We start from the raw sequence: 23843 nt of genomic DNA on the forward strand, positions 1-23843 counted from the left end.
ACCGGTATGAGGTGGTTGCGGTATGAGTGATCGTCGAGTGGTAGTGACAGGCATGGGGCTGGTGTCTCCGCTGGGTAGCGGCGTCGAAGCGGTCTGGGCGCGGCTGTTGGCCGGGCGTTCGGGGTTGCGCAACTTGCCAGCCGAGGTGGTGGCGGATCTGCCGACCAGCGTCGGTGGGGCCGTGCCGACCCTGGCAGAGGATCCTGAGGCGGGTTTTGATCCGGATCGGGCCACACCGCCCAAGGAACAGAAGAAGATGGACCGGTTCATCCTGTTCGCCATGGAGGCGGCGCGTCAGGCTATCGAGCAGGCGGGATGGCAGGCGCAAACGGCCGAGGCCCAGGAGCGCACGGCAACCATCATCGGTTCCGGCGTCGGTGGTTTCGGCGCGATTGCCGATGCGGTGCGCACGACGGACAGCCGTGGGCCCCGACGTTTGTCGCCGTTCACCATCCCTTCGTTCCTGGTCAACCTGGCGGCGGGTCATGTGTCGATCCAGCATGGGTTCAAGGGCCCGCTGGGGGCGCCGGTCACAGCCTGTGCGGCCGGCGTCCAGGCGATTGGCGATGCGGTGCGGCTGATTCGTTGCGGCGAGGCGGATGTTGCGGTGTGCGGCGGCGCGGAGGCGGCAATCGATCGGGTCAGTCTCGCCGGCTTTGCCGCGGCGCGTGCCTTGTCCAGCGGCTTCAACGACACCCCGGAGCGCGCCTCGCGACCGTTCGACCGCGATCGCGACGGCTTTGTCATGGGCGAGGGCTCGGGACTGCTGGTGGTCGAATCCCTGGAACATGCTTTGGCCCGGGGCGCTCAACCCCTGGCAGAAGTGGTGGGTTACGGCACCAGCGCCGACGCCTATCACCTGACCGCGGGGCCTGAGGATGGCAGTGGCGCGCGCCGGGCCATGTCTCTGGCATTGGCGCAGGCAGGGATTTTGCCGGAGCAGGTTCAGCACTTGAACGCGCACGCCACCTCGACACCGGTGGGCGACCTGGGGGAGCTGGCAGCCATCAAGGCGTTGTTCGGTGCGAACAACAACATTGCCGTGACGTCGACCAAGTCGGCCACCGGGCATTTGCTCGGTGCCGCCGGCGGGATCGAAGCCATTTTCACACTGCTGGCGATCCGCGATCAGATTGTGCCGGCGACCCTCAATTTCGATAACCCGGACCCGGCTTCCGAGGGCGTGGACATTGTCCACGGCCAGGCTCGACCCATGGCGATCGAGTATGCGCTGTCCAATGGTTTCGGATTTGGCGGGGTCAATGCCAGCGTGCTGTTCAAGCGCTGGGTTGGCTAGCCCCGGATCGATTGAGGTAGGTACGTGTCACCTCGAGGATCTCGGCGGCCAGCTCGGGATTCTCGACGCTGCGCGAAAGCAGCAGCGCGCCGATCAACGTGGACATGATGACGATGCTGCGGTGCTCGGTGTTTTCGCCCTCGAGCGTGCCTTGAATCTGGCGCAGTCGTGCATGGAGTACTGCGTCTGAAGTGGGGCTCGGCTGGCCGCGCATGCCAAGTTCAGAAGACATGGTGGGCAGTGGGCAGCCTTCGTGGGGCGAAGACTGGTGCCATTGCGACAGATAGGCGTTGATGAATGCCTCCAGCGGGCGGTCCTGGGCAAAAAGCTCCGCGCACCTGACATCCACTTCATCCCCGGCCGCCTGTAATGCTTTTTCCACCAATTCGTCCTTGGACGTGAAGTGTGAATAAAAGCCACCGTGGGTCAAGCCCAGCGCTTTCATCAGGGGCTGCAGGCCAGTGGCGCCGATGCCGTCGCGGCGAAAGCGTACGGAAGCTTCCTTGATGATGCGTTTGTGGGTCTGGGCTTTATGGTCCTGCGAGTAACGCATCTGATATCTCCACATCGATGCGCCATATTAACCAATGAAAATTGGATGGTGACTGTACTTCTATTTCTAAAAAGCATGCAGATGCGTCGAACATGATTCAAAAGCCAATGGAATATGGCACGAATAGTGATTACTCATTATTTACCGATTGTTGAACAATCCGAGGTAACGAGTATGAGCAGCGGACTGTCACTGGCCGATCACATCACCCTGGAACTACGCGCCGACATCATCGGTGGACGCTTGCTGCCCGGCATGGCCTTGGTGGAAAACGATCTGGTGGCAGCCTACAACGCTTCGCGCAATACCATTCGGGAGGCCCTGCACCGCTTGGGGCAGGAGGGGCTGACCCGCTATGTGCGCAACAAGGGTGTCATGGTGCGCCGATTGGGTATCGAGGATGTGCGGGACCTGTTCCAGGTTCGTCGCACGCTGGAATTGCAGGCCATCAATGTCAGCCAGCCGCTGCGCGAGTATCAGTCTGACCGCATGCTCGATTCCCTGGAGGCTGCCGAACTCGCCCGGGAGCGCGAGGACTGGCGCGCCGTCGGCACCCATGGCCTGGCCTTTCACCAACATATCGTCGGGCTGATGCACAGCCCCTTGTTCGACGAGTTCTTTACCAACGTCGTCGCGCAATTGCGCCTGGTGTTCTGTAGCGCCCCCGATGAATCACGTTTTCAGGCGCCTTGGCTTGCTCGCGATCGACAGATCCATGAGTTGCTTATCGAGGGTGACAAGCGTGGGGCTGAAGACGCCATGAACCTGTATCTCGACGACTCCGAACACCTGCTGTTGCAAATGCTTGTCCCTTCGTCCCATCACTGATCGAGGATCTGTGCCATGTACAAAGACTATCCAGCGGCCTATCAAGTCAGCAAAGGCTCGGCCTTGCAGGTGGACAAGGCCTTCTACGAGCGGGTTCGCGACGCGAAGGACGGGCGCGCCTTGGTCGAGTCGTTCGAAGTGCCCATTCGCACCGGTCGTGCCTGGAAGGTCCCGGCCGGCCACGTGTTTCGCATCACCACGCCGGTCGGACCGCAAGTGGGAGATTTCAATGTCTGGAACGCCAACGATCCGCGTGAACGCTTGTGGGCGGCGCGGACCCGGCAGTTGCAGGGGGCGCACGTCAGCACCCATGACAGGCTGTGGTCGAACCTGCCTTTTTTGCGACCGTTGGTGACCATCACTGACGACAGCCTAGCCGGGTACGGTATCGATGAACATGGCGGGCGCCTGCACGATTTGCTGGGTACCCGCTGCGATCCCTATGTGAACAAAATGCTCACCGGCGAGGACTTTCATCATCACTGTCATTCCAACCTGACCCGCGCGGTACTGCCCCACGGCCTGACCGAATTCGACGTGCATGACGTGCTGAACATCTTCCAGTGCACGGGGCTGAACCACGACGACATGTATTTCATGAAGGCCTGTCCGGCGCAGAAGGGCGATTACCTTGAGTTCTTTGCCGAAATCGATTTGCTCTGCGCATTGTCGACCTGTCCGGGTGGCGATCTGTCGCTGGCCATGTGGGGGCCGGATGCGCAGGACCCCCTGAGCGTGTGCCGCCCGTTGGGAGTGGAGGTCTATCGCCTGGATGATGCGTTGCTCGAGGGCTGGAGCCAGCCGGAGCGTGCGGCGTACAAGGGGTTGCATGGGCTGCAGATTGCCAAGGCCGATTGGGAATTGTAGGAGCTGGCTTGCCAGCGAAAAACGCAAGAGCGCTGCGGTGAGTCAGTTGACACGCGTTATCGTTGACGACCATCGCCGGCAGGCCGGCTCCCACAGTAGTGATTGGGTGAACTTTAGGCCGCCTTCGCTGGCAAGCCAGCTCCTACAGGGGCATGCGTACGGATCTCGATCTCCACTACGAGATTTTCAAGTTCATTGCATGTCCTTGAACCGGTTCATGTTTTTTAATCCACTGGAACGGTTGTAAGTTCGTCTCAGATAGGTACAATGGCGCGGCTCGCCGTCAGGTGAGCGTCGTTATGGTGACCCCATCGGTCCCCCCGCAACGATCAGCCGTGAACCCGGTCAGGCCTGGAAGGGAGCAGCCGCAGCGGTGACATTGTGTGCCGGGGTGTGGCTGGTGGGGTTACCACCTTAACGAACCGCGAGACCCTCTCTCGCGTTATTTCCATGAAACCATTTTTCCTGTGCTGTCATGGCGTCTGCCCATCGCGGTTTTTTGTCGTACGCGATTTGTTTCCGACTCCAAGGCCTGGGCACAGGCAATGGCAGATGCTCCCGTCTGCGGTCACGGCCTGGCTTCAGCCTTGCCACCGATGTAGAGCCGAATGATGTCATCGATCTCCCCTGACATCCTCATCCGCAGCAGGGTGCGCAGAATGCGCTGCACCGGCACCTTGGGGTCGTTGCGTACGTAGCAGCCGACCTGTTGTTCCTGCAGGAGCGCCACGCTTTGCAGTTGTTGCTGCGGCAGCAATCGCTGGTTGAACCAGTCCAGGGTCCATTGGTTGCTGACCGCATAACGGTTGCGCCCGGCATGCAGCTTCTCCAGCACCTGTTCCTGGTTGCGTGCATCGTCGCGGTGCAGCCGGTTGGCGTCGAACAGCGGTTGCAGGGTTGGGTAGCTATAACCGAGAACCGTGCCGATCGATTGATGTGGCAACTGTGTCGGGGTGACTGACGTCATTGCGTCAGGCCGGCTGATCAGCAGGTCGGGTTGAGTCCAGAGCGGAATGCTCCAGATATAGTCGCCGGACTGGTTCGGCGTCCATGACTGCGCGGCGTAGCAGCGAATGTCGACCTCGCCCTGTTCCATGGCGGTCTGTACCCGGCCACGGGGCAATACGTGAAACTGCGCCGGTACGCCGACCTGGGTGGCGAGACTGAGCATCACGTCATACAGGATGCCTTGGGTCGGTCGCCCGCGTTCAAGTTGCACCATCGGCATTGCCCAGCTGTCAGGTATCACGAAGCGCAACGGCGCGTCAGCGGCCGCGCCGTCCAGGCTGATCAACAGCAGTGCCCCCAAGCCCAGCCGCATAAACGCTCCGATAAATCCTTCCAAAGTGCAGCTTAGCCAGATTAGACGAGCGCACCGGATGCAATTTGTGCCTTGCTCCGCTAGCATTAGCCGCTTCTGCTTCCTTCGCTGCGACGGTTTTCGATGAGTTATCAGGTTCTTGCACGTAAATGGCGTCCGCGCTCGTTCCGCGAAATGGTCGGCCAGACCCATGTGCTCAAGGCTCTGATCAATGCCTTGGACAGCCAGCGGCTGCACCACGCGTACCTGTTCACCGGTACGCGCGGAGTCGGCAAGACTACCATTGCGCGGATTATCGCCAAATGCCTGAACTGTGAAACAGGTATTACTTCAACGCCCTGTGGCGAGTGTTCGGTGTGCCGCGAGATCGATGAAGGCCGCTTCGTCGACCTGATCGAGATCGACGCCGCCAGCCGCACCAAGGTCGAGGACACCCGCGAGCTGCTCGACAACGTGCAATACGCCCCCAGTCGCGGGCGCTTCAAGGTCTACCTGATCGACGAAGTGCACATGCTTTCCAGCCATTCCTTCAATGCGCTGTTGAAAACCCTCGAAGAGCCGCCACCCTACGTCAAGTTCATCCTGGCCACCACTGATCCGCAGAAACTTCCTGCAACGATTCTCTCGCGTTGCCTGCAGTTCTCCCTGAAGAACATGACCCCGGAGCGGGTCGTCGAGCATTTGAGCCACGTGCTGAGCGTCGAGAACGTGCCGTTCGAAGACGATGCGCTGTGGTTGCTCGGTCGCGCCGCCGATGGTTCGATGCGCGATGCCATGAGCCTCACCGACCAGGCGATCGCCTTCGGTGAAGGCAAGGTCATGGCCGCTGACGTGCGGGCGATGCTCGGCACCCTCGATCACGGCCAGGTCTACGACGTATTGCATGCGCTGATCGAGGGCGACGCCAAGGCCTTGCTCGAAGCAGTCCGCCATTTGGCCGAACAGGGTCCGGACTGGAACGGGGTGCTCTCGGAAATTCTCAATGTGCTGCACCGTGTGGCCATTGCCCAGGCCTTGCCTGAAGGCGTCGACAACGGTCATGGCGACCGCGACCGGGTGCTGTCCCTGGCCCAGGCCTTGCCGGCCGAAGACGTGCAGTTCTATTACCAGATGGGCCTGATCGGCCGCCGCGACCTGCCGCTGGCGCCAGACCCCCGTGGTGGCTTTGAAATGGTGCTGTTGCGCATGCTGGCGTTCCGCCCCGCCGACAGCGCGGACGCGCCAAGACAACCGCTAAAGCCAGTGGGGATCAGCCAGGCCACGGTTGATTCCGCCAAGTCAGTGGCTGCCACGCCGATCGTTGCGCCAGCAGCCGTTGCGCCCGTTGCTGCGATGCCTCCGGCACCTGCGCCAGTGGCTCCCGCTGTTGTGTCCGAGCCGGTACCAGAGCCCGTGGTCGAGGCGGTCGTGGTCGAAGAGGTGGTCGACCTGCCGTGGAATGATCCGGTCGAACCTGCAGTCGTTCAGCAGCCCGCCGTCGAGCCGGTGCTGGAAACCACCAGCGAGCAGCCCGAGTTGCCGCCGATGCCGTTGCCGACGCCGGACAGCGTGGTGCCGGACGCGCCGGAGTGGGCTGCCGCGCCCATACCGGAGCCGTCGGTAGCCGAAGTCGATGCCGCCACGCCGGGCATGGACCTGGATGACGAGCCGCCGCTGGACGAAGATTACATCGAGCCAGACATGGACTCGGCCTACAGCTACCTCGACGAGTTGGCCAGCGAGCACACCGCCGAGCCGGCCGCAGAGCCCGAGCCTGAGCCTGCCGCAGCGCCCGCTACCGGCCTGGCCCTGCAATGGCTGGAGTTGTTCCCGAACCTGCCGATCTCCGGCATGACCGGCAGCATCGCCGCCAACTGCACGCTGATCGCGGTCGATGGCGACAACTGGTTGCTGCACCTGGACCCGGCCCACAGCGCCTTGTTCAACGCTACGCAACAACGGCGCCTCAACGAAGCGTTGAACCAGTATCACGGGCGGACCCTGACCCTGACCATGGAGCTGATCAAGCCCGAGCAGGAAACCCCGGCCCAGGCGGCGTCCCGTCGGCGTGCCGATCGTCAGCGCGAGGCCGAGGAGTCGATCCACGGTGATCCGTTCATCCAGCAAATGATGCAGCAGTTCGGTGCGGTGATCCGTAACGATACTATTGAACCTGTCGAGGCCCTGGCCAGTCAGGGCTAATAACTGAAGGCGCTCGCCCGATCGGGCCGGGCGCCGTTTAATCCAAGTACTTTCGAGGTGATTCCCATGATGAAAGGTGGCATGGCCGGCCTGATGAAGCAGGCACAGCAGATGCAGGAAAAAATGGCCAAGATGCAGGAAGAGCTGGCCAACGCCGAAGTCACCGGTAAAGCCGGTGGCGACATGGTTACTGTGGTGATGACCGGTCGTCACGACGTCAAGCGCGTGACCATCGACCCAAGCCTGGTCGAAGGCCTGAGCGAAGATGACAAGGAAATGCTCGAGGCGGTGTTCGCCGCGGCCGTCAACGACGCCGTGCGCAAGATCGAAGCCAACAGCCAGGACAAAATGGGCAGCATGACCGCTGGCATGCAACTGCCACCGGGCATGAAACTGCCATTCTGATTCGCCTTCAGGCCTCAGATGAGTTACAAAAAATGCCAGGCATCGCGCCTGGCATTTTTGTTTCTGGCAGGTAGAGGTGCGGTGTCTGCCCGGTCGCTATCGCCAGCAGGCTGGCTCCCACAGAATCGAGGTGATCCCTGTGGGAGCCAGCCTGCTGGCGATAAAGTCCCCTCGGTCCAACCGAACAAACATCGAACGCCATACCGCCACAAAGGTCTGCTCCCTATATCACCGTACCTCATCGATCAAAGGAGACGCTGCCATGTCCGACCCCATGACCCTCAACCAACGAATCGTCCTGGCTTCACGCCCGGTCGGCGCGCCAACACCGGAAAACTTCCGCATGGAGCGGGTCGCGCTCCCTGATCTGGAAGAGGGTCAGGTGCTGCTCAAGACCCTTTATCTGTCCCTGGATCCCTATATGCGTGGGCGCATGAGTGATGCGCCGTCCTACGCCGCACCGGTGGAAATCGGCGAGGTGATGACCGGCGGTGCGGTCAGTCGGGTCGAGCGTTCGCGCCATCCCAAGTTCCATGAAGGCGACCTGGTGGTCGGCGCCACGGGGTGGCAGAGCCACAGCAACAACGACGGTCGCAGCATCATTCCGGTACCGTCGGGGCTGCCCAGCCCGTCCATGGCCCTGGGTGTGCTCGGCATGCCGGGCATGACTGCCTACATGGGCCTGATGGACATCGGCCAGCCAAAGGAAGGCGAGACCCTGGTGGTCGCGGCGGCCTCTGGCGCCGTGGGTTCGGTGGTGGGCCAGGTGGCGAAGATCAAGGGCCTGCGGGTGGTCGGCGTGGCCGGTGGCGCGGACAAGTGCCGTTACGTGGTCGAAGAGCTGGGCTTCGATGCCTGCATCGATCACAAGAGCCCGGACTTCGTCGACGAGCTGGCGCAGGCGTGCCCCAAGGGCATCGATATCTATTACGAGAACGTCGGAGGCAAGGTGTTCGACGCGGTGGTGCCCTTGCTCAACCCCAAGGCACGAATTCCGCTCTGCGGCCTGATTGCGTCCTACAACGCCAGCGAAGCGCCGAGCGGCCCGGACCGCCTGCCGCTGTTGCAGCGCACGCTGTTGACCAAGCGGGTGCGGATCCAGGGGTTCATCGTGTTCGACGACTACGGTGATCGCCAGCCGGAATTCATCAGCGCGATGGCGCCGTGGGTGCGGGACGGCAAGGTGAAGTTCCGCGAAGACGTGGTCGATGGCCTGGAGAATGCGCCCGATGCGTTCATCGGCCTGCTTGAAGGCCGCAACTTCGGCAAGTTGGTGGTACGGGTCGCGCCCGCGCAATAATTGACGCTCAACGGAGGCGCGGGTATAAACCGCGTCTCGTTGTTTTCGTCGGACTTTTCCCCATGAGCTTCAGCCCTTTGATTCGCCAACTGATCGACGCCTTGCGAGTTTTGCCCGGCGTGGGTCAGAAAACCGCCCAGCGCATGGCGTTGCAATTGCTCGAGCGTGATCGCAGTGGCGGCTCGCGCCTGGCACTGGCCCTGAGCCAGGCCATGGAGGGGGTCGGTCACTGTCGCCTGTGCCGCACCCTGACCGAAGACGACCTCTGCCCGCAATGCGCCGATACCCGGCGTGACGACACCTTGCTCTGCGTGGTGGAAGGGCCGATGGATGTCTACGCCGTGGAGCAGACCGGTTTCCGTGGCCGCTACTTCGTGCTCAAGGGGCACCTGTCTCCGCTTGACGGCCTGGGGCCGGAGGCCATCGGCATTCCGCAATTGATGGCGCGGATCGAGGAGGCGGGTACATTCGCCGAAGTCATCCTCGCCACCAACCCGACGGTGGAAGGTGAAGCCACCGCACACTACATTGCCCAGTTGCTCAGCAGCAAAGGCCTGATCGCTTCACGCATCGCCCATGGCGTGCCGCTGGGGGGCGAGTTGGAGTTGGTGGATGGCGGAACGCTGGCTCATTCGTTTGCGGGGCGCAAGCCGATTTCGCTCTAAGGTGCGCGGTATTTTGACTGACGCCTTCGCTGGCAAGCCAGCTCCTACAGAATTGGGTTGATCCGAAATCATGCGATCCTGTAGGAGCTGGCTTGCCAGCGAAGGGCGCACCCCGGTCTGTCTGATTCACTCATTCCTGTTGAAAGCCAAGCAAGCGCTCGGTTAACTTCGCTGAACCCTTCAGTGGAGTTCGCCGATGCCTGCCTTCGAGGAATACTTCGACCCCAGCCACCAAATGGTTCGCGACAGCGTCAGACGCTTCGTCGAGCGCGAGATTCTTCCGGACATCGACCAATGGGAAGAAGCCGAAAACTTCCCCCGTGAACTCTATCTGAAGGCCGGCGCGGCGGGCATCCTCGGCATCGGTTATCCACAGAGCCTGGGCGGCAGCCACGAGGGCGATGTGTTCGCCAAGGTCGCCGCCAGTGAGGAGCTGATGCGCTGTGGCTCCGGTGGCCTGGTGGCGGGGCTGGGGTCGCTGGACATCGGCTTGCCGCCGATTCTCAAGTGGTCCAGGCCTGAAGTCCGTGACCGGGTCGTGCCACAGGTGTTGTCCGGCGAAAAAATCAGCGCCCTGGCGGTCACCGAACCCGGCGGCGGTTCCGACGTCGCCAACCTGCAAACCCGCGCCGTGCGTGATGGCGACTTCTACCGGGTCAGCGGCAGTAAAACCTTCATTACCAGCGGTGTCCGGGCGGATTTCTACACCGTCGCGGTGCGCACCGGCGAGCCGGGTTTCGCCGGCATCAGCCTGTTGTTGATCGAGAAGGGCACCCCGGGTTTCACCGTCGGACGGCCATTGAAGAAAATGGGCTGGTGGGCGTCGGACACGGCCGAACTGTTCTTCGATGATTGCCCAGTGCCTGTAGGCAACCTGATCGGCAGCGAAAACATGGGCTTTGCCTGCATCATGGGCAACTTCCAGAACGAACGCCTGGCCCTGGCATTGATGGCCAACATGACTGCGCAGCTGGCCCTGGAGGAGAGCCTCAAGTGGGCGCGCGAGCGTGAAGCCTTTGGTAAACCGATCGGCAAGTTCCAGGTGATCAAGCATCGCCTGGCGGACATGGCCACGGTGCTGGAAGTCTCAAGGGAATTCACCTACCGGCAAGCGGCGAAGATGGCGGCGGGCAAGAGCGTGATCAAGGAGATTTCCATGGCCAAGAATTTTGCCACCGATACGGCGGACCGGATCACCCACGATGCGGTGCAGATCCTCGGTGGCCTGGGCTACATGCGCGAGAGCCTGGTGGAACGGTTGTACCGGGATAACCGGATTCTTTCGATTGGCGGGGGCACGCGGGAAGTGATGAACGAGATCATCAGCAAGCAGATGGGGCTCTAAGTCTTGTGGTGTTGCGACTGACGCCTTCGCTGGCAAGCCAGCTCCTACAGAGATAGGCGTCGTCCACGAATTTTTGTAGGAGCTGGCTTGCCAGCGAAGAGGCCCTTTCAGGCGCTACTTATTTATCGGTCAGGGCAAACTGCGTCAGGCAGAACGTCGCAATCCCCATGTCTTCCAGGCGCTGCGAACCACCCAGCTCCGGCAAATCGATAATCGCCGCCGCTTCATGAACCCGCGCACCCATGCGCCGAACCAGGTTCGCTGCCGCAATCAGGGTACCGCCTGTAGCGATCAGGTCGTCGAACATTACCACCGAATCGCCTTCGCACAGGCTGTCGGCGTGCACTTCAAGAAAGGCTTCGCCGTATTCAGTCGCATAACCTTCGGCCAGAGCGTCGGCCGGCAACTTGCCTTGCTTGCGAAACAGCACCAGCGGCTTGTTCAGCTGATAGGCCAGCACTGAACCGATCAGGAAACCCCGGGCATCCATCGCGCCAATGTGGGTGAAATCCGCCTCGACATAGCGGTGGGCGAAGCTGTCCATCACCAGGCGCAGGGCCGTGGGCGACTGGAAGAGCGGGGTGATGTCGCGAAAGATCACGCCGGGCTTCGGAAAGTCGATCACGGGGCGGATGAGGGATTTGATGTCGAAGGAGTCGAAGACCATCGAAGGTGTCCTGGCAGGCTGCAAACGACACAGTATAACGGCGGCTGAACCGTTTCGCTCAGCCGCGATCGGCCGAATCAGACTTCGAGGGAGCCACCGGCCAGGGCGCACAGCTGGATCGGGTCGAGGATGCGGATTTCCTTGCCCTCGGCGGCGATCAGTTCGTTCTGCTGGAAGCGCGTGAACACCCGCGACACGGTTTCCACCGCCAAGCCCAGGTAGTTGCCGATTTCGTTGCGCGACATGCTCAGGCGGAACTGATTGGCCGAGAAGCCCCGGGCGCGGAAGCGTGCGGACAGGTTGACCAGGAAGGTGGCGATCCGCTCGTCGGCGGTCTTTTTCGACAGCAGCAACATCATCTGCTGATCGTCGCGAATCTCGCGGCTCATCACGCGCATCAGCTGACGGCGCAACTGCGGCAGTTGCAGGGCCAGTTCATCGAGACGTTCGAAGGGGATTTCACACACCGAAGTGGTTTCCAGCGCCTGCGCCGACACCGGATGCTTTTCGGTGTCCATGCCCGACAGCCCGACCAGCTCGCTCGGCAAGTGGAAGCCGGTGAGCTGTTCTTCGCCGCCATCGCTCAGGTTGAACGTCTTCAGGGCGCCGGAGCGCACGGCGTAGACCGAGTCGAACTTGTCACCCTGGCGGAACAGAAACTCACCCTTTTTCAGCGGGCGACCCCGTTTGACGATTTCGTCCAGCGCATCCATATCTTCCAGATTCAGAGAAAGTGGCAAACACAGCGGGGCCAAACTGCAATCCTTGCAATGTGCCTGAGTGTGAGCGCGCAATTTTACTGGCTCGGACATTTCTTCAATCCTTGTGGGAAAACACACATAAGACGTAAGGGTAACCCACTGTAGGACATTGAGGCCAGCACGCGGCGGATTTGTCGCAGGGTCTAGATCACTCGGGAAAACCGTTGGTGACTGTGTTGCGCAAGGTAGGCATCGAACACCATGCACACCGAGCGCACCAGCAGGCGGCCAGCCGGCAACACAGTGATGCGTTCGCTGTCGAGCTCAATCAGGCCATCCTGGGCCATGCACTGCAATTGCGGCCAAAGTTCGGCGAAATAGCCTTGGAAATCGATGTTGAAGGCTTGTTCGATGTTGGCGAACTCCAGGCTGAAGTTGCAGATCAGCTGCTGGATCACGGCGCGGCGCAGACGGTCATCGGCATTGCACAGCAGGCCACGACTGGTGGCCAGCTGCGACGAAGCCAGGGTATTTTGATACTGATTCAGGTCGCTGCTGTTCTGGCAGTAAAGGTCGCCGATCTGGCTGATGGCCGACACGCCGAGGCCAATCAAGTCGCAATGTCCGTGGGTGGTATAGCCCTGGAAGTTGCGTTGCAGGGTCGATTCTTCCTGGGCAATCGCCAGTTCATCGTCGGGCAGCGCGAAGTGGTCCATGCCGATGTAGCGGTAGCCGGCGGCGGTCAGCTGTTCGATGGTGCCCTGCAGCATCTGTAGTTTTTGCGCCGGCGTCGGCAGCTCGTTGCTGTTGATCCGCCGTTGCGGCATGAAGCGTTCCGGCAGGTGCGCGTAGTTGAACACCGAGAGTCGGTCCGGTTGCAGGCTGATGACTTCGTCGACGGTGCGGGCAAAATTCTCCGGGGTCTGTCTGGGCAGTCCGTAGATCAGGTCGATGTTGATCGAGCGAAACTGCAGGGTCCGGGCGGCGTCGATCACCGCGCGGGTTTCCTCCAGGCTCTGCAGGCGGTTGACCGCGCGTTGCACGGCCGGGTCAAGGTCTTGCAGGCCGATGCTGACCCGATTGAAACCCAGTTCGCGCAGCAGGCCCATGGTTGACCAGTCAGCTTCGCGGGGGTCGATTTCAATGCCGTAGTCGCCGCTATCGTCGTCCAGTAGATTGAAGTGTTTGCGCAGGTGCGCCATCAACTGGCGCAGTTCATCGTGGCTGAGGAAGGTCGGTGTGCCGCCGCCAAAGTGCAGTTGCTCGACTTTTTGCATCGGGTCGAGGTGGCAGGCGATCAACTGGATCTCCTGTTCCAGGCGCTGCAGGTAGGGCAGCGCGCGACCGCGATCCTTGGTGATCACCTTGTTGCAGGCGCAGTAGTAGCAAATGTTCGCGCAGAACGGCACGTGCACATACAGCGACAACGGACGCACGGCCTTGCGACTGTCGCGCAGGGCATGCAGCAGGTCGAAGGGGCTGATCTGACTGTGGAATTGCACGGCGGTCGGGTAGGAGGTGTAGCGCGGTCCCGCCAGGTCATAACGGCGGATCAGATCGGTGTCCCAACGAATGGCGTCGAGCATCATGCGGGCATTCCCCCGGATAGGCTGGCAGTGTGGGCCATTCTAGGGGGCGGGGTGGTGGGGCATCTTGATTTGCGTCAAGGGTGTGGAGTTGTGTTGTCTGTGCGGGCCCCTTCGCGAGCAAGCCCGCTCCCACAGGGTGAACGCATTTCAAAATGTGGGAGCGGGCTTGCTCGCGAAGGGCGCGCCGCGGATCAATGCCCCATGAGCCAATGCTGATGCGGCCCCGGCAGCGTCCAGACCCCAAACAACATCACCAACAACCCACCCGCCATGCGCACGCTGCGTTTACGCAACAACGCCGTCACCCGCTCGGCCGCCAACCCGGTGGCAAGCAATACCGGCCAGGTGCCCAGCCCAAACGCCAGCATCAACAGCGCACTGTCCAGCGCATTGCCCTGGCTGGCCGACCACAGCAAGGTGCTGTAGACCAGGCCGCACGGCAGCCAGCCCCAGAGCGCGCCCAACAGCAGTGCTCGGGGCAGGCTCGACACCGGCAGCAGGCGGTTGGCCACCGGCTGGATATGTCGCCACAGGCCGCGACCGAGGCTTTCGATGCGCGTCAGCCCGCTCCACCAGCCGGCCAGGTACAGGCCCATGGCGATCAGCAGCAGGCCGGCGAGCACACGCATGAACATCGCTGCCGGGCTGTTGGCCACCGCCCAGCCGGCCAGGCCGATCAGCAGGCCGGCGGTGGCGTAGCTGAGAATGCGCCCCAGGTTGTAGGCCAGCAGCAGGCGAAAGCGTCGACTGCGTTGTTCCTTGGGGATGGCTAGCGTCAATGCGCCCATCAGGCCGCCGCACATGCCCAGGCAATGCCCGCCACCGAGCAGGCCGAGGATGAGCGCCGATACCAGCAGGGGCGCCAATTCAAGCATGGGGCGGCGCCTTGTCGTCGGGTTTGGGCGGGTGGCCGCTGGCCTCGTCGACTGCCGCGGTGTGGTTCGGGTCCTGGTCGTCGAACAGGATGCTGTGGGCCGGGCCGTCAAGGTCGTCGTACTGACCGCTGTCGACCGCCCAGAAAAAAATGTAGACGGCGATGGCCACGATCAACAGCGCGGCCGGAATCATCACGTAGAGAGCTGGCATCTGGACTCCATGCCCGCGCGGCTCAGGCCGGCAGCGGGCGGGTTGCTGGCGTGGTGCGGGCAGCCGGCGCGCTCGGCAGGCGAGTCAGGCGCAGGGCGTTGAGCACCACGGTCAACGAACTGATCGACATGCCGACTGCGGCCCATACTGGCGTGATCCAGCCGAGGGCGGCGAACGGCAACATGAGGCCATTGTACAGCCCGGCCCACAGCAAGTTCTCGATGATCACCCGACGGGTGCGTCGCGCCAGGCTGAAGGCTTGTACCAGGGCATCGAGGCGGTTGGACAGCAGCACCGCATCGGCGCTGGTTTTCGCCAGGTCCGTGGCCGAGCCCATGGCCACGCTGATATCGGCGGCGGCCAGTACCGGCACATCGTTGACCCCGTCACCGAGCATCAGCACCTTGCGGCCTTCCTTGTGCAGTTGTTGCAGGACCTGCAGCTTGTCGTCCGGGCGCAAGCCGCCGCGAGCCTCATCGATACCCAGTTCAGCCGCGACACTGGCGACCATCGGCGAGCTGTCGCCCGACAGCAACAAGGTACGCCAGCCGCGTGCCTTGCAGGCCGCCAGCAGGGCGGGGGCATCGGCGCGCAGACGGTCGTCGAGCACCAGCCACGCCAGCGGCCCCTGGCTATCGCCGAGCAGCAGCCATTGACCGGCTTCGTCCGGAATGGTTGGCACGGCAGCGCCGCTGAGTGCGCAGACAAAACCGGGCTGGCCGATGCGCAGGCGTTGAACGCCAACCCGCCCTTCGAGGCCAAGCCCCGGCGTGCTGTGAACGTCCTCGGCGGCGAGCGGCGCGCGTCCGAAAGCGCGGGCAATCGGGTGTTCGGAGCGGTTCTCCAGGGCCGCGGCGAGACTTAGGCACTGATCGCTGTCGAGGGCGCCGAGGGGGCGGATCGAACGCAGCGCCAGGCGACCTTCGGTGAGGGTGCCGGTCTTGTCGAAAATCACCGTGTCGATCTGGTTCAGGCCTTCCAGCACATGCCCGCGGGTCAACAACAATCCCAGCTTGTGCAGGGTGCCGGTGGCGGCGGTGAGGGCGGTGGGCGTCGCCAGGGACAGGGCGCAGGGGCAGGTCGCGACCAGCATCGCCAGCACGATCCAGAACGCCCGCGAAGGGTCCAGCTCCCACCACAGCAGGCCGATGGCGGCGGCGGCGATCAACGACAGCAGCAGGAACCACTGCGCGGCGCGATCGGCGATTTCCGCCAGGCGCGGTTTTTCCGCCTGGGCACGGTCGAGCAAGCGCACGATGGCAGAGAGGCGGGTGTCCTGGCCGAGGGCCAGGACTTCGACGGTCAACGGGCCTTCCACATTCAGGGTGCCGGCGGTGACGGCATCGCCCGGGGTGCGTGGTTGCGGCAGGTATTCGCCGGTCAGCAGCGATTCGTCGATGCTCGACCGACCGTCGAGGATCTTGCCGTCGGCCGGCAGGATCGCCCCGGGATGCACCAACACCTGATCGCCAACCCGCAGTTCGCTGAGCAGGATGCGCTCGCTCTGGCCGTCGCCACCCAGGCGCAGGCATGAAGCGGGAAGCAGGTTGACGAGCTGCGCGGTCGCGGCGGCGGTGCGTTCCCGGGCGCGCCGTTCCAGGTAGCGCCCGGCCAGCAGAAACAGCGCAAACATGCCGACCGCATCGAAATACAGCTCGCCGACCCCGGTGATCGAGGTCCAGATCCCGGCGATGTAGGCGCTGCCAATGGCCAGCGAAACCGACACGTCCATGGTCAGGTGCCGGGTGCGCAGATCGCGCATGGCGCCCTTGAAGAACGGCGCACAGCTGTAGAACACGATCGGCGTGGTCAGGAACAGCGCGACCCAGCGCAGGATGGTGTGCAGCTCGGGACTGAGGTCGATGTTGAATTCCGGCCAGGTGGCCATGGTCGCCATCATTGCCTGGAACCACAGCAGCCCGGCCACGCCGAGTTGGCGCAGGGCCCGGCGGTTTTCGCTGGCCAGTTGTTCGCTGGCGCGGTCGGCCTGGTAGGGATGGGCGGCGTAGCCGATGTGGCGCAGCTCGGCGAGCACTCGGCTCAGTGGCAATTGCGCGTCCGCCCAGCGTACATGCAGGCGATGGTTGGACAGGTTCAGCCGAGCTTCGGCAACGGCGGGCAAGGTGCGCAGGTGTTTCTCGATCAGCCAGCCACAGGCGGCGCAACTGATGCCTTCGATCAGCAGCGTGGTTTCAGCCAGTTCACCTTCGTGGCGAACGAAGGGCTGCTGCACGTCGACGCGGTCGTACAGCGCCAGTTCATCGACCAATTGCACAGGCAGCGCTTCGGGGTTGGCGGAGGTTTCGCTGCGATGCTGGTAATAGATTTCCAGCCCACCGGCGACGATGGCCTCGGCCACGGCCTGGCAGCCCGGGCAGCAGAATTCCCGTGACTCCCCGAGCACGATGGCGGTGTAGCGACTGCCGGGCGGGACGGGCAGGGCGCAGTGGTAGCAGGGGGTAGGAGTACTCATGAGCTGGAATCTATATCGTCCGGGAGAGCCCCATCGCTGGCAAGCCAGCTCCTACAGGAGTCACGCGATCCTGTAGGAGCTGGCTTGCCAGCGATGCGCGAAGCGCAGCTTTCTATTTCTTCAGGTCTTCCGCGCCTTGCAGCGGCTCGTCACCCAGCAGCAGCGCCTTGTCGTGGTTGACCAGTTCTTCCTCGAACATGCGCCAGATGTGGTCGTCCTGGCTGCCGAGCAATTCGATGAAGCGGCGGCCTTCGATCTTGTCGCTCAACTGGCCGATGTAGCGGCCCGTTTCGGTGTCGCTGCGGGTGAGGGTGATCTTGCGGTCCTTCTCCGGTTGCGTCGGCGAAATCAGGTTCAGTTCAAGCGTCGCAGGCTGGCTGTTGCCACTCAGGCGCAGGTCGACTTCACCGGTCACGTCATCCAGATGAATGCTGGCACGCATCAGCAGGGTCTGCGCCAGCAGTTCACGGTCCAGCGAACGGTTGATGCCTTTGCCGGCCTCGTAGTAGTTGTCGTTGACCAGGTTGTCCGGGTTCTTCACCGCGATGGTCACCATGGACAAGGTCAGGGTCACCGAGCAGGCCAGGATCCCGATGATGATCCACGGCCAAAGGTGCTTGTACCAGGGACTTGCGGCAGTTGCTGCGGGCATGATCACTTCTCTCAACGATTTTGTGGGCCGATGAATCGGCTCTTGGCTTCAACGTGGATGCTGGCATCGTCGGCGTCCTTGAGGATGAATTTCACCTCGTTGGTGCTCGACGGCAATTGTTCCGGCGCCACCGACAGTTCGACCGGCTGGCTGATGATGTCGCCAGCCGCCACCTTGATCTCGCGCCGGCCTTGCAGCTTGAGGTCCGGCAGGCCGGTGGCCTCGAGCACATAGCTGTGGTCGCGCTGGTCCTTGTTCATGATCTTCAGGCTGTAGACGTTCTCGATCCGGCCTTCAGCGTTTTCACGGTACAGCACGCGGTCCTTGCTGACGTCGAAACCGACCAGCGAACGCATGAAGAACGCGGTCACCAGCACGCCGATCATCGCCATCAGCACCACGGCATAGCCAATCAGGCGCGGGCGCAGTTTATGGGTTTTCTGCCCGGACAGGTTGTGCTCGGTGGTGTAGCTGATCAGGCCGCGCGGGTACTCCATCTTGTCCATGATCGCGTCGCAGGCATCGATGCATGCGGCGCAGCCAATGCACTCGATCTGCAGGCCGTCGCGGATGTCGATCCCGGTCGGGCAGACCTGGACGCACATGGTGCAATCGATGCAGTCGCCCAGGCCCTGGGCCTTGTAGTCGATGCCTTTCTTGCGCGGGCCACGGCTTTCGCCACGGCGCGGGTCGTAGGAGACGATCAGCGTGTCCTTGTCGAACATCACGCTCTGGAAACGTGCGTACGGGCACATGTAGATACACACCTGCTCACGCAGCCAGCCGGCATTGCCGTAAGTGGCGAGGGTGAAGAAACCGACCCAGAAATACGACCAGCCATCCGCCTGGCCCGTGAAGAACTCAATCACCAGTTCGCGAATCGGCGAGAAGTAGCCGACGAAGGTCATGCCGGTCACGAATCCGATCAGCAGCCACAGAGCGTGCTTGCTGAATTTGCGCAGGAACTTGTTGGCGCTCATCGGCGCCTTGTCGAGCTTGATGCGCTGGTTGCGGTCGCCCTCGGTGACCTTTTCGCACCACATGAAGATCCAGGTCCACACGCTTTGCGGGCAGGTGTAGCCGCACCAGACCCGGCCGGCGTACACCGTGATGAAGAACAGGCCGAAGGCGGCGATGATCAGCATGCCGGACAGCAGGATGAAATCCTGTGGCCAGAAGGTGGCACCGAAGATGAAGAACTTGCGCTCCGGCAGGTTCCACCAGACGGCCTGGTGCCCGCCCCAGTTGAGCCACACCGTACCGAAATACAACAGGAACAGGAAAGCGCCGCCCGCCATGCGCAAATTGCGAAACAGGCCGGTGAAGGCGCGGGTGTAGATTTTTTCCCTGGAGGCGTAGAGGTCGACGCTGTTGTTCGCGTTCTTGGCGGGCGGGGTGACGTCGTGTACCGGAATCTGGTTGCTCATCATTGCATCCCACGGCAGTGGAAAAATGCCTCGGTCAGTACGTGCCGACCGCGGTCAAAAAGAGGTGTCGCAGTGGCCCAATGATACGCCTGTCGCTCTAGCTCAAGGGTGCGACCTTTGGTCACGTTGGGAGAATTTAATCGATGGTGTAATGACTTGAATCAATTGACTTGAGAATTATGGACGGTTTTGTGACTGTCAGCGCTCAATCGGTCCATGGGTTGATCAACTGCACACCACTGGATTCAAAGTCGCTGACGTTGCGGGTGACCACGGTCAACCCATGGACCAGTGCCGTCGCGGCAATCAGGGAGTCTGCTTCGTTGGCGCAATCCGGAACGTGCAACCTGGCGCAGCGAAGCGCCACGGCGGCATCGATCGGCAGGATCCGGGCATCGAAAGCGGGAAGGACGTGGCGCTTGAGCCAGGTGCGCAAGACCTTTCCCTGGGCGGGATCGCGACGCTCCATGCGCAGGACCCCGGTCTCCAGTTCTTTCAAGGTAATGGCTGAAATGAACATGCGCGGTGCGATGATGCTTTTGGCCCAGGCGACGACATTGGCGTCAGCCTGGGGTTTGCGCAGCTCGGAAATCACATTGGTGTCGAGTAGATACATCAGGACAAATCCACGGGGCGGTGAGTGATCACGGCACGCTCGGTTTCGAACTCGATGTCTGCCGCTTCCGGCATGACCAACAGTTCGACGATATCGGCGCTGGTGCCGGTCAGTTTTTGGTAGTCCTCAATGCTTAGCAGTACATGCGCCGGTTTGCCTCGGTCAGTGATGAAAACCGGCCCCTCAAGCGTGGCTTTTTTGGCACCACTTGTGTCCTGGTTGAATTCACGGCTGGAAATAGTGGTGATGGCCATCATGCCTGCGCCTCCTGAATGTTCTGATGTAGCAACGTTACTACCTACTTGCGTGTCCCGCAACGTCGTCGTACGAACGCTCGACCGCCGGTCATTGTTCGACAGATAAAAAAAGGCCCCGTCAGATGACGGGGCCTCATTTGTTGCATCAAGCGTTTGCCTTACTGGGCATCTTCCGCCGGGGCCTTCTCGCCATGCGACAGGCTGTAGACGTACGCGGCCAGCAGGTGAACCTTGTCGTTGCCCTGCATCTGCTCTTGCGCAGGCATCTGGCCCTGACGGCCGTAACGGATGGTCTGCTGCAGTTGCGCGAAGCTCGAACCGTAGATGAACGCGGCCGGGTGGGTCAGGTTGGGCGCGCCCATCGCGGGGGTGCCTTTACCTTCCGGACCGTGGCACGCCACGCAGTTGGCCGCGAACAGTTTCTGCCCGGCAACCGGGTCGGCCTTGGTGCCTTCCGGCAGCTTGCGGCCGTCGAGGTTGGTCAGGACGAACGCGGCAACGTCCGCAACGCCTTGCTCGCCGATCACTTCAGCCCACGCCGGCATCACTGCGTGACGGCCACCCATGATGGTGGTCTTGATGGTTTGCGCTTCGCCGCCCCAGCGCCAGTCGGCGTCGGTCAGGTTAGGGAAGCCATAGGCGCCCTTGGCGTCGGAACCGTGGCAGACCGAGCAGTTGGAAGCGAACAGGCGGCCGCCCATTTTCAGCGCCTGTGGATCCTTGGCCACTTCTTCGATCGGCATGGAAGCGAATTTGGCGAAGATCGGCCCGAACTTGGCGTCCGACCGGGCCATTTCCTTTTCCCACTCATGAACGCCGGTCCAGCCGGTCTGGCCGTTGGCGAACGCGGTCTGCTTCTCGTTATCCAGGTAGTTGTAACCCGGCAGCAGGCCTTTCCAGTTGCCCAGGCCCGGGTACAGCACCAGGTAACCCAGGGCGAAGATGATGGTGCCCACGAACAGCATGAACCACCATTTCGGCAGGGGGTTGTCGTACTCCTCGATCCCGTCGAAGGAGTGGCCAACCGTCTCTTCGGTCGCCTCGGTGCGCTGGCCCTTGCGGGTCGACAGCAACAGCCAGGTCAGGGAAAAGATCGTACCGAGACTGAGGACTGTGACATACAGACTCCAGAATGTAGTCATTCTTTGTTACTCCTAGAAGCTTGCTCGACGTGCTTGATGGCTTCGGGATCATCCGCGAAAGGCAGCAAGGTAGCGTCTTCGAACTCCGACTTGCGCTTGGGGCTGAATACCCACAACGCCAGACCGACGAAGGCCACCATCACGACTACGGTGCCCAGGCCACGAATCATCCCGATATCCATTTAGATCACCGTTTGCTTTTGATGATGGTGCCCAGGCCTTGCAGATAGGCCACCAGCGCGTCCATTTCGGTTTTGCCCTTCACAGCATCCTGTGCACCGGCGATGTCTTCGTCGGTGTAGGGAACGCCGAGCGTACGCAAGACTTCCATTTTCTTGGCGGTGTCCTTGCCGTCGAGCTTGTTTTCCACGAGGAACGGGTAGGCCGGCATTTTCGACTCAGGCACCACGTTGCGCGGGTTGTACAAGTGCGCACGCTGCCAGTCATCGGAGTACCGACCACCGACACGGGCCAGGTCCGGACCGGTACGCTTGGAACCCCACAGGAACGGGTGGTCCCACACGCTTTCACCGGCGACCGAGTAGTGGCCGTAACGTTCGGTTTCAGCACGGAACGGGCGGATCATCTGCGAGTGGCAGCTGACGCAACCGTTGGCGATGTAGACGTCGCGGCCTTCCAGTTCAAGGGCTGGGCGGGGCTTCATGCCCTCGACCGGCTTGTTGGTGACATCCTGGAAAAACAGCGGAACGATCTGGGTCAGGCCGCCGACACTGACGGCGATAACCATGAAGAAGGCCAGCAGGCCAATGTTCTTCTCGACTGCTTCATGCTTCATCAGTGAGCTCCAACTACAGCAATCTGTTCGGCAGCTTCAGCTTCTGCCGGGTTCGAGGCACGTACGGTACGCCATACGTTGTAGGCCATGAACAGCATGCCGGTGGCGAAGAACGCACCGCCCAGGGCACGCACGATGAAGCCAGGGTGGCTGGCCTGCAGTGCTTCGACGAACGAGTAGGTGAGGGTGCCGTCGTCGTTGATTGCACGCCACATCAGGCCCTGGGTGATGCCGTTTACCCACATCGAAGCGATGTACAGCACGGTACCGATGGTCGCGAGCCAGAAGTGCGTGTTGATCAGGCCGATGCTGTGCATCTGCACGCGACCGAACAGTTTCGGGATCATGTGGTAGATCGCGCCGATCGAGATCATCGCGACCCAGCCGAGCGCGCCGGCGTGTACGTGGCCGATGGTCCAGTCGGTGTAGTGCGACAGCGAGTTGACGGTCTTGATCGCCATCATCGGACCTTCGAAGGTCGACATGCCGTAGAACGCCAGGGACACCACCAGGAACCGCAGGATCGGGTCGGTGCGCAGCTTATGCCAGGCGCCCGACAGGGTCATCATGCCGTTGATCATGCCGCCCCAGCTTGGCGCCAGCAGGATGATCGACATGGCCATGCCCAGGGACTGGGCCCAGTCTGGCAGTGCGGTGTAGTGCAGGTGGTGCGGGCCGGCCCAGATGTAGAGGGTGATCAGCGCCCAGAAGTGCACGATGGACAGGCGATAGGAGTAGATCGGACGCTCGGCCTGTTTCGGCACGAAGTAGTACATCATCCCCAGGAAGCCCGTGGTCAGGAAGAAACCTACGGCGTTGTGGCCGTACCACCACTGGATCATCGCGTCAGTCGCGCCCGAGTAGGCCGAATAGGACTTGAACAGGCTGACCGGCAGCGACATGTGGTTGACGATGTGCAGCATTGCGGTCACGACGATGAAGGCGCCGTAGAACCAGTTGCCCACATAGATGTGCTTGGTCTTGCGCTTGACGATGGTGCCGAAGAACACCAGACCGTAGGTGACCCAGACGATGGCCAGCAGAATAGCCAGGGGCCATTCCAGCTCAGCGTATTCCTTGGTGGTGGTGTAACCCAGCGGCAAGGTAACGATGGCGCCGACGATCACCGCTTGCCAACCCCAGAAGGTGAAGGCCGCGAGGCTGTCGGAAATCAGTCGCGTTTGGCAGGTTCGCTGCACGACGTAATAGGAAGTGGCAAACAGTGCACAACCACCGAAGGCGAAAATCACCAGGTTGGTGTGCAACGGGCGCAGGCGTCCAAAGCTCGTCCAGGGCAGACCGAAGTTCAATTCCGGCCAGACCAGTTGCGAGGCGATGAAGACACCGAGCCCCATGCCAAGGATCCCCCAGACCACCGTCATGATGGCGAACTGGCGGACTACCTTATAGTTATAAGCAGTCGGACTGATTGCTGTGCTCATTCTAAGGTTCCACGGTTTGGGTGTTTTATTAGGATTAAAAATCGGCCGCAAGTATGTAGAAAGCAGGGGGTCATTGCAACGCGCCATGACCTGGGTCAATGCGTTCAAATGCTGATTCTGCGGCCTTTCCATGCGCCGCGTAGGGTCAAAATTGGCCTCGGACAAAATGTCGCAGGGAACGGAAAATGCGAGGGGGTTCAGGTCCCTTGTAACGGGGTGTGTTGAAAAGGCCT

The 23843-nt window shown here is 61.8% G+C and carries 24 protein-coding genes and 1 other RNA gene; 9 read left to right on the plus strand and 16 right to left on the minus strand.

Annotated elements, in window-relative coordinates; all coding sequences use genetic code 11:
* Positions 1 to 22 precede the first annotated feature (22 nt).
* Positions 23 to 1297: a beta-ketoacyl-ACP synthase II gene (fabF, locus tag ACYP2Q_RS06115; RefSeq protein WP_459729690.1), complete on the plus strand. Its 1275-nt coding sequence runs from the start codon at positions 23 to 25 to the stop codon at positions 1295 to 1297.
* Here the strand turns inward: fabF and ACYP2Q_RS06120 are convergent.
* Positions 1278 to 1850 carry a TetR/AcrR family transcriptional regulator gene (locus tag ACYP2Q_RS06120; RefSeq protein WP_459729691.1) on the minus strand — a complete coding sequence of 191 codons (573 nt, stop codon included), beginning with the start codon at positions 1848 to 1850 and terminating at the stop codon, positions 1278 to 1280. The genes fabF and ACYP2Q_RS06120 overlap by 20 nt on opposite strands.
* 174 nt (positions 1851 to 2024) lie before the next feature.
* Here ACYP2Q_RS06120 and ACYP2Q_RS06125 point away from each other — a divergent pair, with 174 nt between their 5' ends.
* From ACYP2Q_RS06125 to ffs, 3 genes are all read left to right on the plus strand, one after another.
* On the plus strand, positions 2025 to 2678 hold the full coding sequence (locus ACYP2Q_RS06125) for a GntR family transcriptional regulator (protein WP_459729692.1): 654 nt from the start codon (positions 2025 to 2027) through the stop codon (positions 2676 to 2678).
* 15 nt (positions 2679 to 2693) lie between these two features.
* Positions 2694 to 3545, plus strand: a complete 852-nt coding sequence (locus ACYP2Q_RS06130) for an urea carboxylase-associated family protein (protein WP_459729693.1) — start codon at positions 2694 to 2696, stop codon at positions 3543 to 3545.
* A gap of 309 nt (positions 3546 to 3854) precedes the next feature.
* Positions 3855 to 3951, plus strand: an RNA gene (gene ffs, locus ACYP2Q_RS06135) — signal recognition particle sRNA small type.
* A gap of 162 nt (positions 3952 to 4113) precedes the next feature.
* Here ffs and ACYP2Q_RS06140 read toward each other — a convergent pair.
* The gene (locus tag ACYP2Q_RS06140) at positions 4114 to 4866 is read right to left on the minus strand and encodes a substrate-binding periplasmic protein (protein WP_459729694.1); all 753 of its coding nucleotides are present in this window, start codon (positions 4864 to 4866) and stop codon (positions 4114 to 4116) included.
* A 123-nt stretch (positions 4867 to 4989) separates the two neighbouring features.
* Between ACYP2Q_RS06140 and dnaX the strand changes: the two genes are divergently transcribed.
* The 5 genes from dnaX (at position 4990) to ACYP2Q_RS06165 (ending at position 10762) form a co-directional block, all read left to right on the plus strand.
* The gene (gene dnaX, locus ACYP2Q_RS06145; protein ID WP_459729695.1) at positions 4990 to 7047 is read left to right on the plus strand and encodes a DNA polymerase III subunit gamma/tau; all 2058 of its coding nucleotides are present in this window, start codon (positions 4990 to 4992) and stop codon (positions 7045 to 7047) included.
* A gap of 66 nt (positions 7048 to 7113) precedes the next feature.
* The gene (locus tag ACYP2Q_RS06150; protein WP_007933349.1) at positions 7114 to 7452 is read left to right on the plus strand and encodes a YbaB/EbfC family nucleoid-associated protein; all 339 of its coding nucleotides are present in this window, start codon (positions 7114 to 7116) and stop codon (positions 7450 to 7452) included.
* Positions 7453 to 7714: 262 nt separating this feature from the next.
* Positions 7715 to 8752 carry an NADP-dependent oxidoreductase gene (locus ACYP2Q_RS06155; protein ID WP_459729696.1) on the plus strand — a complete coding sequence of 346 codons (1038 nt, stop codon included), beginning with the start codon at positions 7715 to 7717 and terminating at the stop codon, positions 8750 to 8752.
* A 62-nt stretch (positions 8753 to 8814) separates the two neighbouring features.
* On the plus strand, positions 8815 to 9417 hold the full coding sequence (gene recR / locus ACYP2Q_RS06160) for a recombination mediator RecR (protein ID WP_419711196.1): 603 nt from the start codon (positions 8815 to 8817) through the stop codon (positions 9415 to 9417).
* Positions 9418 to 9613: 196 nt separating this feature from the next.
* Entirely contained in the window at positions 9614 to 10762 is a 1149-nt protein-coding gene (locus ACYP2Q_RS06165; protein ID WP_459729697.1) for an acyl-CoA dehydrogenase family protein, read from the plus strand.
* 118 nt (positions 10763 to 10880) lie between these two features.
* Here ACYP2Q_RS06165 and ACYP2Q_RS06170 read toward each other — a convergent pair whose 3' ends face one another.
* From ACYP2Q_RS06170 to ccoN, 14 genes are all read right to left on the minus strand, one after another.
* On the minus strand, positions 10881 to 11429 hold the full coding sequence (locus ACYP2Q_RS06170; protein WP_459729698.1) for an adenine phosphoribosyltransferase: 549 nt from the start codon (positions 11427 to 11429) through the stop codon (positions 10881 to 10883).
* Positions 11430 to 11506: 77 nt separating this feature from the next.
* Positions 11507 to 12241 (minus strand): fumarate/nitrate reduction transcriptional regulator Fnr, encoded by a 735-nt coding sequence (gene fnr / locus ACYP2Q_RS06175; RefSeq protein ID WP_459729699.1) that lies wholly within the window; start codon positions 12239 to 12241, stop codon positions 11507 to 11509.
* Positions 12242 to 12333: 92 nt separating this feature from the next.
* Positions 12334 to 13716 (minus strand): oxygen-independent coproporphyrinogen III oxidase, encoded by a 1383-nt coding sequence (gene hemN, locus ACYP2Q_RS06180; RefSeq protein ID WP_459730082.1) that lies wholly within the window; start codon positions 13714 to 13716, stop codon positions 12334 to 12336.
* Positions 13717 to 13910: 194 nt separating this feature from the next.
* On the minus strand, positions 13911 to 14594 hold the full coding sequence (locus ACYP2Q_RS06185; protein ID WP_459729700.1) for a sulfite exporter TauE/SafE family protein: 684 nt from the start codon (positions 14592 to 14594) through the stop codon (positions 13911 to 13913).
* Positions 14587 to 14805: a cbb3-type cytochrome oxidase assembly protein CcoS gene (gene ccoS, locus ACYP2Q_RS06190; RefSeq protein WP_008057874.1), complete on the minus strand. Its 219-nt coding sequence runs from the start codon at positions 14803 to 14805 to the stop codon at positions 14587 to 14589. Before ccoS ends, ACYP2Q_RS06185 begins: the two co-directional genes overlap by 8 nt.
* Positions 14806 to 14827: 22 nt before the next feature.
* Positions 14828 to 17278, minus strand: coding sequence for a heavy metal translocating P-type ATPase (locus ACYP2Q_RS06195; protein ID WP_459729702.1), 2451 nt, complete (start codon positions 17276 to 17278; stop codon positions 14828 to 14830).
* 112 nt (positions 17279 to 17390) lie between these two features.
* A complete protein-coding gene (locus ACYP2Q_RS06200; RefSeq protein ID WP_459729703.1) occupies positions 17391 to 17930 on the minus strand; it encodes a FixH family protein in 540 nt (179 codons plus the stop codon).
* Between the two features lie 11 nt (positions 17931 to 17941).
* A complete protein-coding gene (ccoG, locus tag ACYP2Q_RS06205) occupies positions 17942 to 19357 on the minus strand; it encodes a cytochrome c oxidase accessory protein CcoG (protein WP_459729704.1) in 1416 nt (471 codons plus the stop codon).
* Between the two features lie 205 nt (positions 19358 to 19562).
* Positions 19563 to 19973, minus strand: a complete 411-nt coding sequence (locus ACYP2Q_RS06210; protein WP_459729705.1) for a PIN domain-containing protein — start codon at positions 19971 to 19973, stop codon at positions 19563 to 19565.
* Positions 19973 to 20227 (minus strand): type II toxin-antitoxin system Phd/YefM family antitoxin, encoded by a 255-nt coding sequence (locus ACYP2Q_RS06215; protein ID WP_459730083.1) that lies wholly within the window; start codon positions 20225 to 20227, stop codon positions 19973 to 19975. Before ACYP2Q_RS06215 ends, ACYP2Q_RS06210 begins: the two co-directional genes overlap by 1 nt.
* A 161-nt stretch (positions 20228 to 20388) precedes the next feature.
* On the minus strand, positions 20389 to 21372 hold the full coding sequence (ccoP, locus tag ACYP2Q_RS06220) for a cytochrome-c oxidase, cbb3-type subunit III (protein ID WP_459729706.1): 984 nt from the start codon (positions 21370 to 21372) through the stop codon (positions 20389 to 20391).
* Entirely contained in the window at positions 21369 to 21554 is a 186-nt protein-coding gene (locus ACYP2Q_RS06225) for a CcoQ/FixQ family Cbb3-type cytochrome c oxidase assembly chaperone (RefSeq protein WP_032831505.1), read from the minus strand. Before ACYP2Q_RS06225 ends, ccoP begins: the two co-directional genes overlap by 4 nt.
* A gap of 5 nt (positions 21555 to 21559) precedes the next feature.
* Positions 21560 to 22168, minus strand: coding sequence for a cytochrome-c oxidase, cbb3-type subunit II (ccoO, locus tag ACYP2Q_RS06230; protein ID WP_459729707.1), 609 nt, complete (start codon positions 22166 to 22168; stop codon positions 21560 to 21562).
* Positions 22168 to 23610 carry a cytochrome-c oxidase, cbb3-type subunit I gene (gene ccoN, locus ACYP2Q_RS06235; RefSeq protein ID WP_459729708.1) on the minus strand — a complete coding sequence of 481 codons (1443 nt, stop codon included), beginning with the start codon at positions 23608 to 23610 and terminating at the stop codon, positions 22168 to 22170. The genes ccoO and ccoN overlap by 1 nt, the downstream gene beginning before the upstream one ends.
* Positions 23611 to 23843: the final 233 nt, after the last annotated feature.

Source organism: Pseudomonas sp. MHK4, from assembly GCF_054600775.1.

Bases quoted from the DNA above. Each gene is read 5' to 3' on its own strand.
- fabF (WP_459729690.1), top strand. From the start codon at position 23: ATGAGTGATCGTCGAGTGGTAGTGACAGGCATGGGGCTGGTGTCTCCG.
- ACYP2Q_RS06120 (WP_459729691.1), bottom strand. From the start codon at position 1,850: ATGCGTTACTCGCAGGACCATAAAGCCCAGACCCACAAACGCATCATC.
- ACYP2Q_RS06125 (WP_459729692.1), top strand. From the start codon at position 2,025: ATGAGCAGCGGACTGTCACTGGCCGATCACATCACCCTGGAACTACGC.
- ACYP2Q_RS06130 (WP_459729693.1), top strand. From the start codon at position 2,694: ATGTACAAAGACTATCCAGCGGCCTATCAAGTCAGCAAAGGCTCGGCC.
- ACYP2Q_RS06140 (WP_459729694.1), bottom strand. From the start codon at position 4,866: ATGCGGCTGGGCTTGGGGGCACTGCTGTTGATCAGCCTGGACGGCGCG.
- dnaX (WP_459729695.1), top strand. From the start codon at position 4,990: ATGAGTTATCAGGTTCTTGCACGTAAATGGCGTCCGCGCTCGTTCCGC.
- ACYP2Q_RS06150 (WP_007933349.1), top strand. From the start codon at position 7,114: ATGATGAAAGGTGGCATGGCCGGCCTGATGAAGCAGGCACAGCAGATG.
- ACYP2Q_RS06155 (WP_459729696.1), top strand. From the start codon at position 7,715: ATGTCCGACCCCATGACCCTCAACCAACGAATCGTCCTGGCTTCACGC.
- recR (WP_419711196.1), top strand. From the start codon at position 8,815: ATGAGCTTCAGCCCTTTGATTCGCCAACTGATCGACGCCTTGCGAGTT.
- ACYP2Q_RS06165 (WP_459729697.1), top strand. From the start codon at position 9,614: ATGCCTGCCTTCGAGGAATACTTCGACCCCAGCCACCAAATGGTTCGC.
- ACYP2Q_RS06170 (WP_459729698.1), bottom strand. From the start codon at position 11,429: ATGGTCTTCGACTCCTTCGACATCAAATCCCTCATCCGCCCCGTGATC.
- fnr (WP_459729699.1), bottom strand. From the start codon at position 12,241: ATGTCCGAGCCAGTAAAATTGCGCGCTCACACTCAGGCACATTGCAAG.
- hemN (WP_459730082.1), bottom strand. From the start codon at position 13,716: ATGCTCGACGCCATTCGTTGGGACACCGATCTGATCCGCCGTTATGAC.
- ACYP2Q_RS06185 (WP_459729700.1), bottom strand. From the start codon at position 14,594: ATGCTTGAATTGGCGCCCCTGCTGGTATCGGCGCTCATCCTCGGCCTG.
- ccoS (WP_008057874.1), bottom strand. From the start codon at position 14,805: ATGCCAGCTCTCTACGTGATGATTCCGGCCGCGCTGTTGATCGTGGCC.
- ACYP2Q_RS06195 (WP_459729702.1), bottom strand. From the start codon at position 17,278: ATGAGTACTCCTACCCCCTGCTACCACTGCGCCCTGCCCGTCCCGCCC.
- ACYP2Q_RS06200 (WP_459729703.1), bottom strand. From the start codon at position 17,930: ATGCCCGCAGCAACTGCCGCAAGTCCCTGGTACAAGCACCTTTGGCCG.
- ccoG (WP_459729704.1), bottom strand. From the start codon at position 19,357: ATGAGCAACCAGATTCCGGTACACGACGTCACCCCGCCCGCCAAGAAC.
- ACYP2Q_RS06210 (WP_459729705.1), bottom strand. From the start codon at position 19,973: ATGTATCTACTCGACACCAATGTGATTTCCGAGCTGCGCAAACCCCAG.
- ACYP2Q_RS06215 (WP_459730083.1), bottom strand. From the start codon at position 20,227: ATGGCCATCACCACTATTTCCAGCCGTGAATTCAACCAGGACACAAGT.
- ccoP (WP_459729706.1), bottom strand. From the start codon at position 21,372: ATGACTACATTCTGGAGTCTGTATGTCACAGTCCTCAGTCTCGGTACG.
- ACYP2Q_RS06225 (WP_032831505.1), bottom strand. From the start codon at position 21,554: ATGGATATCGGGATGATTCGTGGCCTGGGCACCGTAGTCGTGATGGTG.
- ccoO (WP_459729707.1), bottom strand. From the start codon at position 22,168: ATGAAGCATGAAGCAGTCGAGAAGAACATTGGCCTGCTGGCCTTCTTC.
- ccoN (WP_459729708.1), bottom strand. From the start codon at position 23,610: ATGAGCACAGCAATCAGTCCGACTGCTTATAACTATAAGGTAGTCCGC.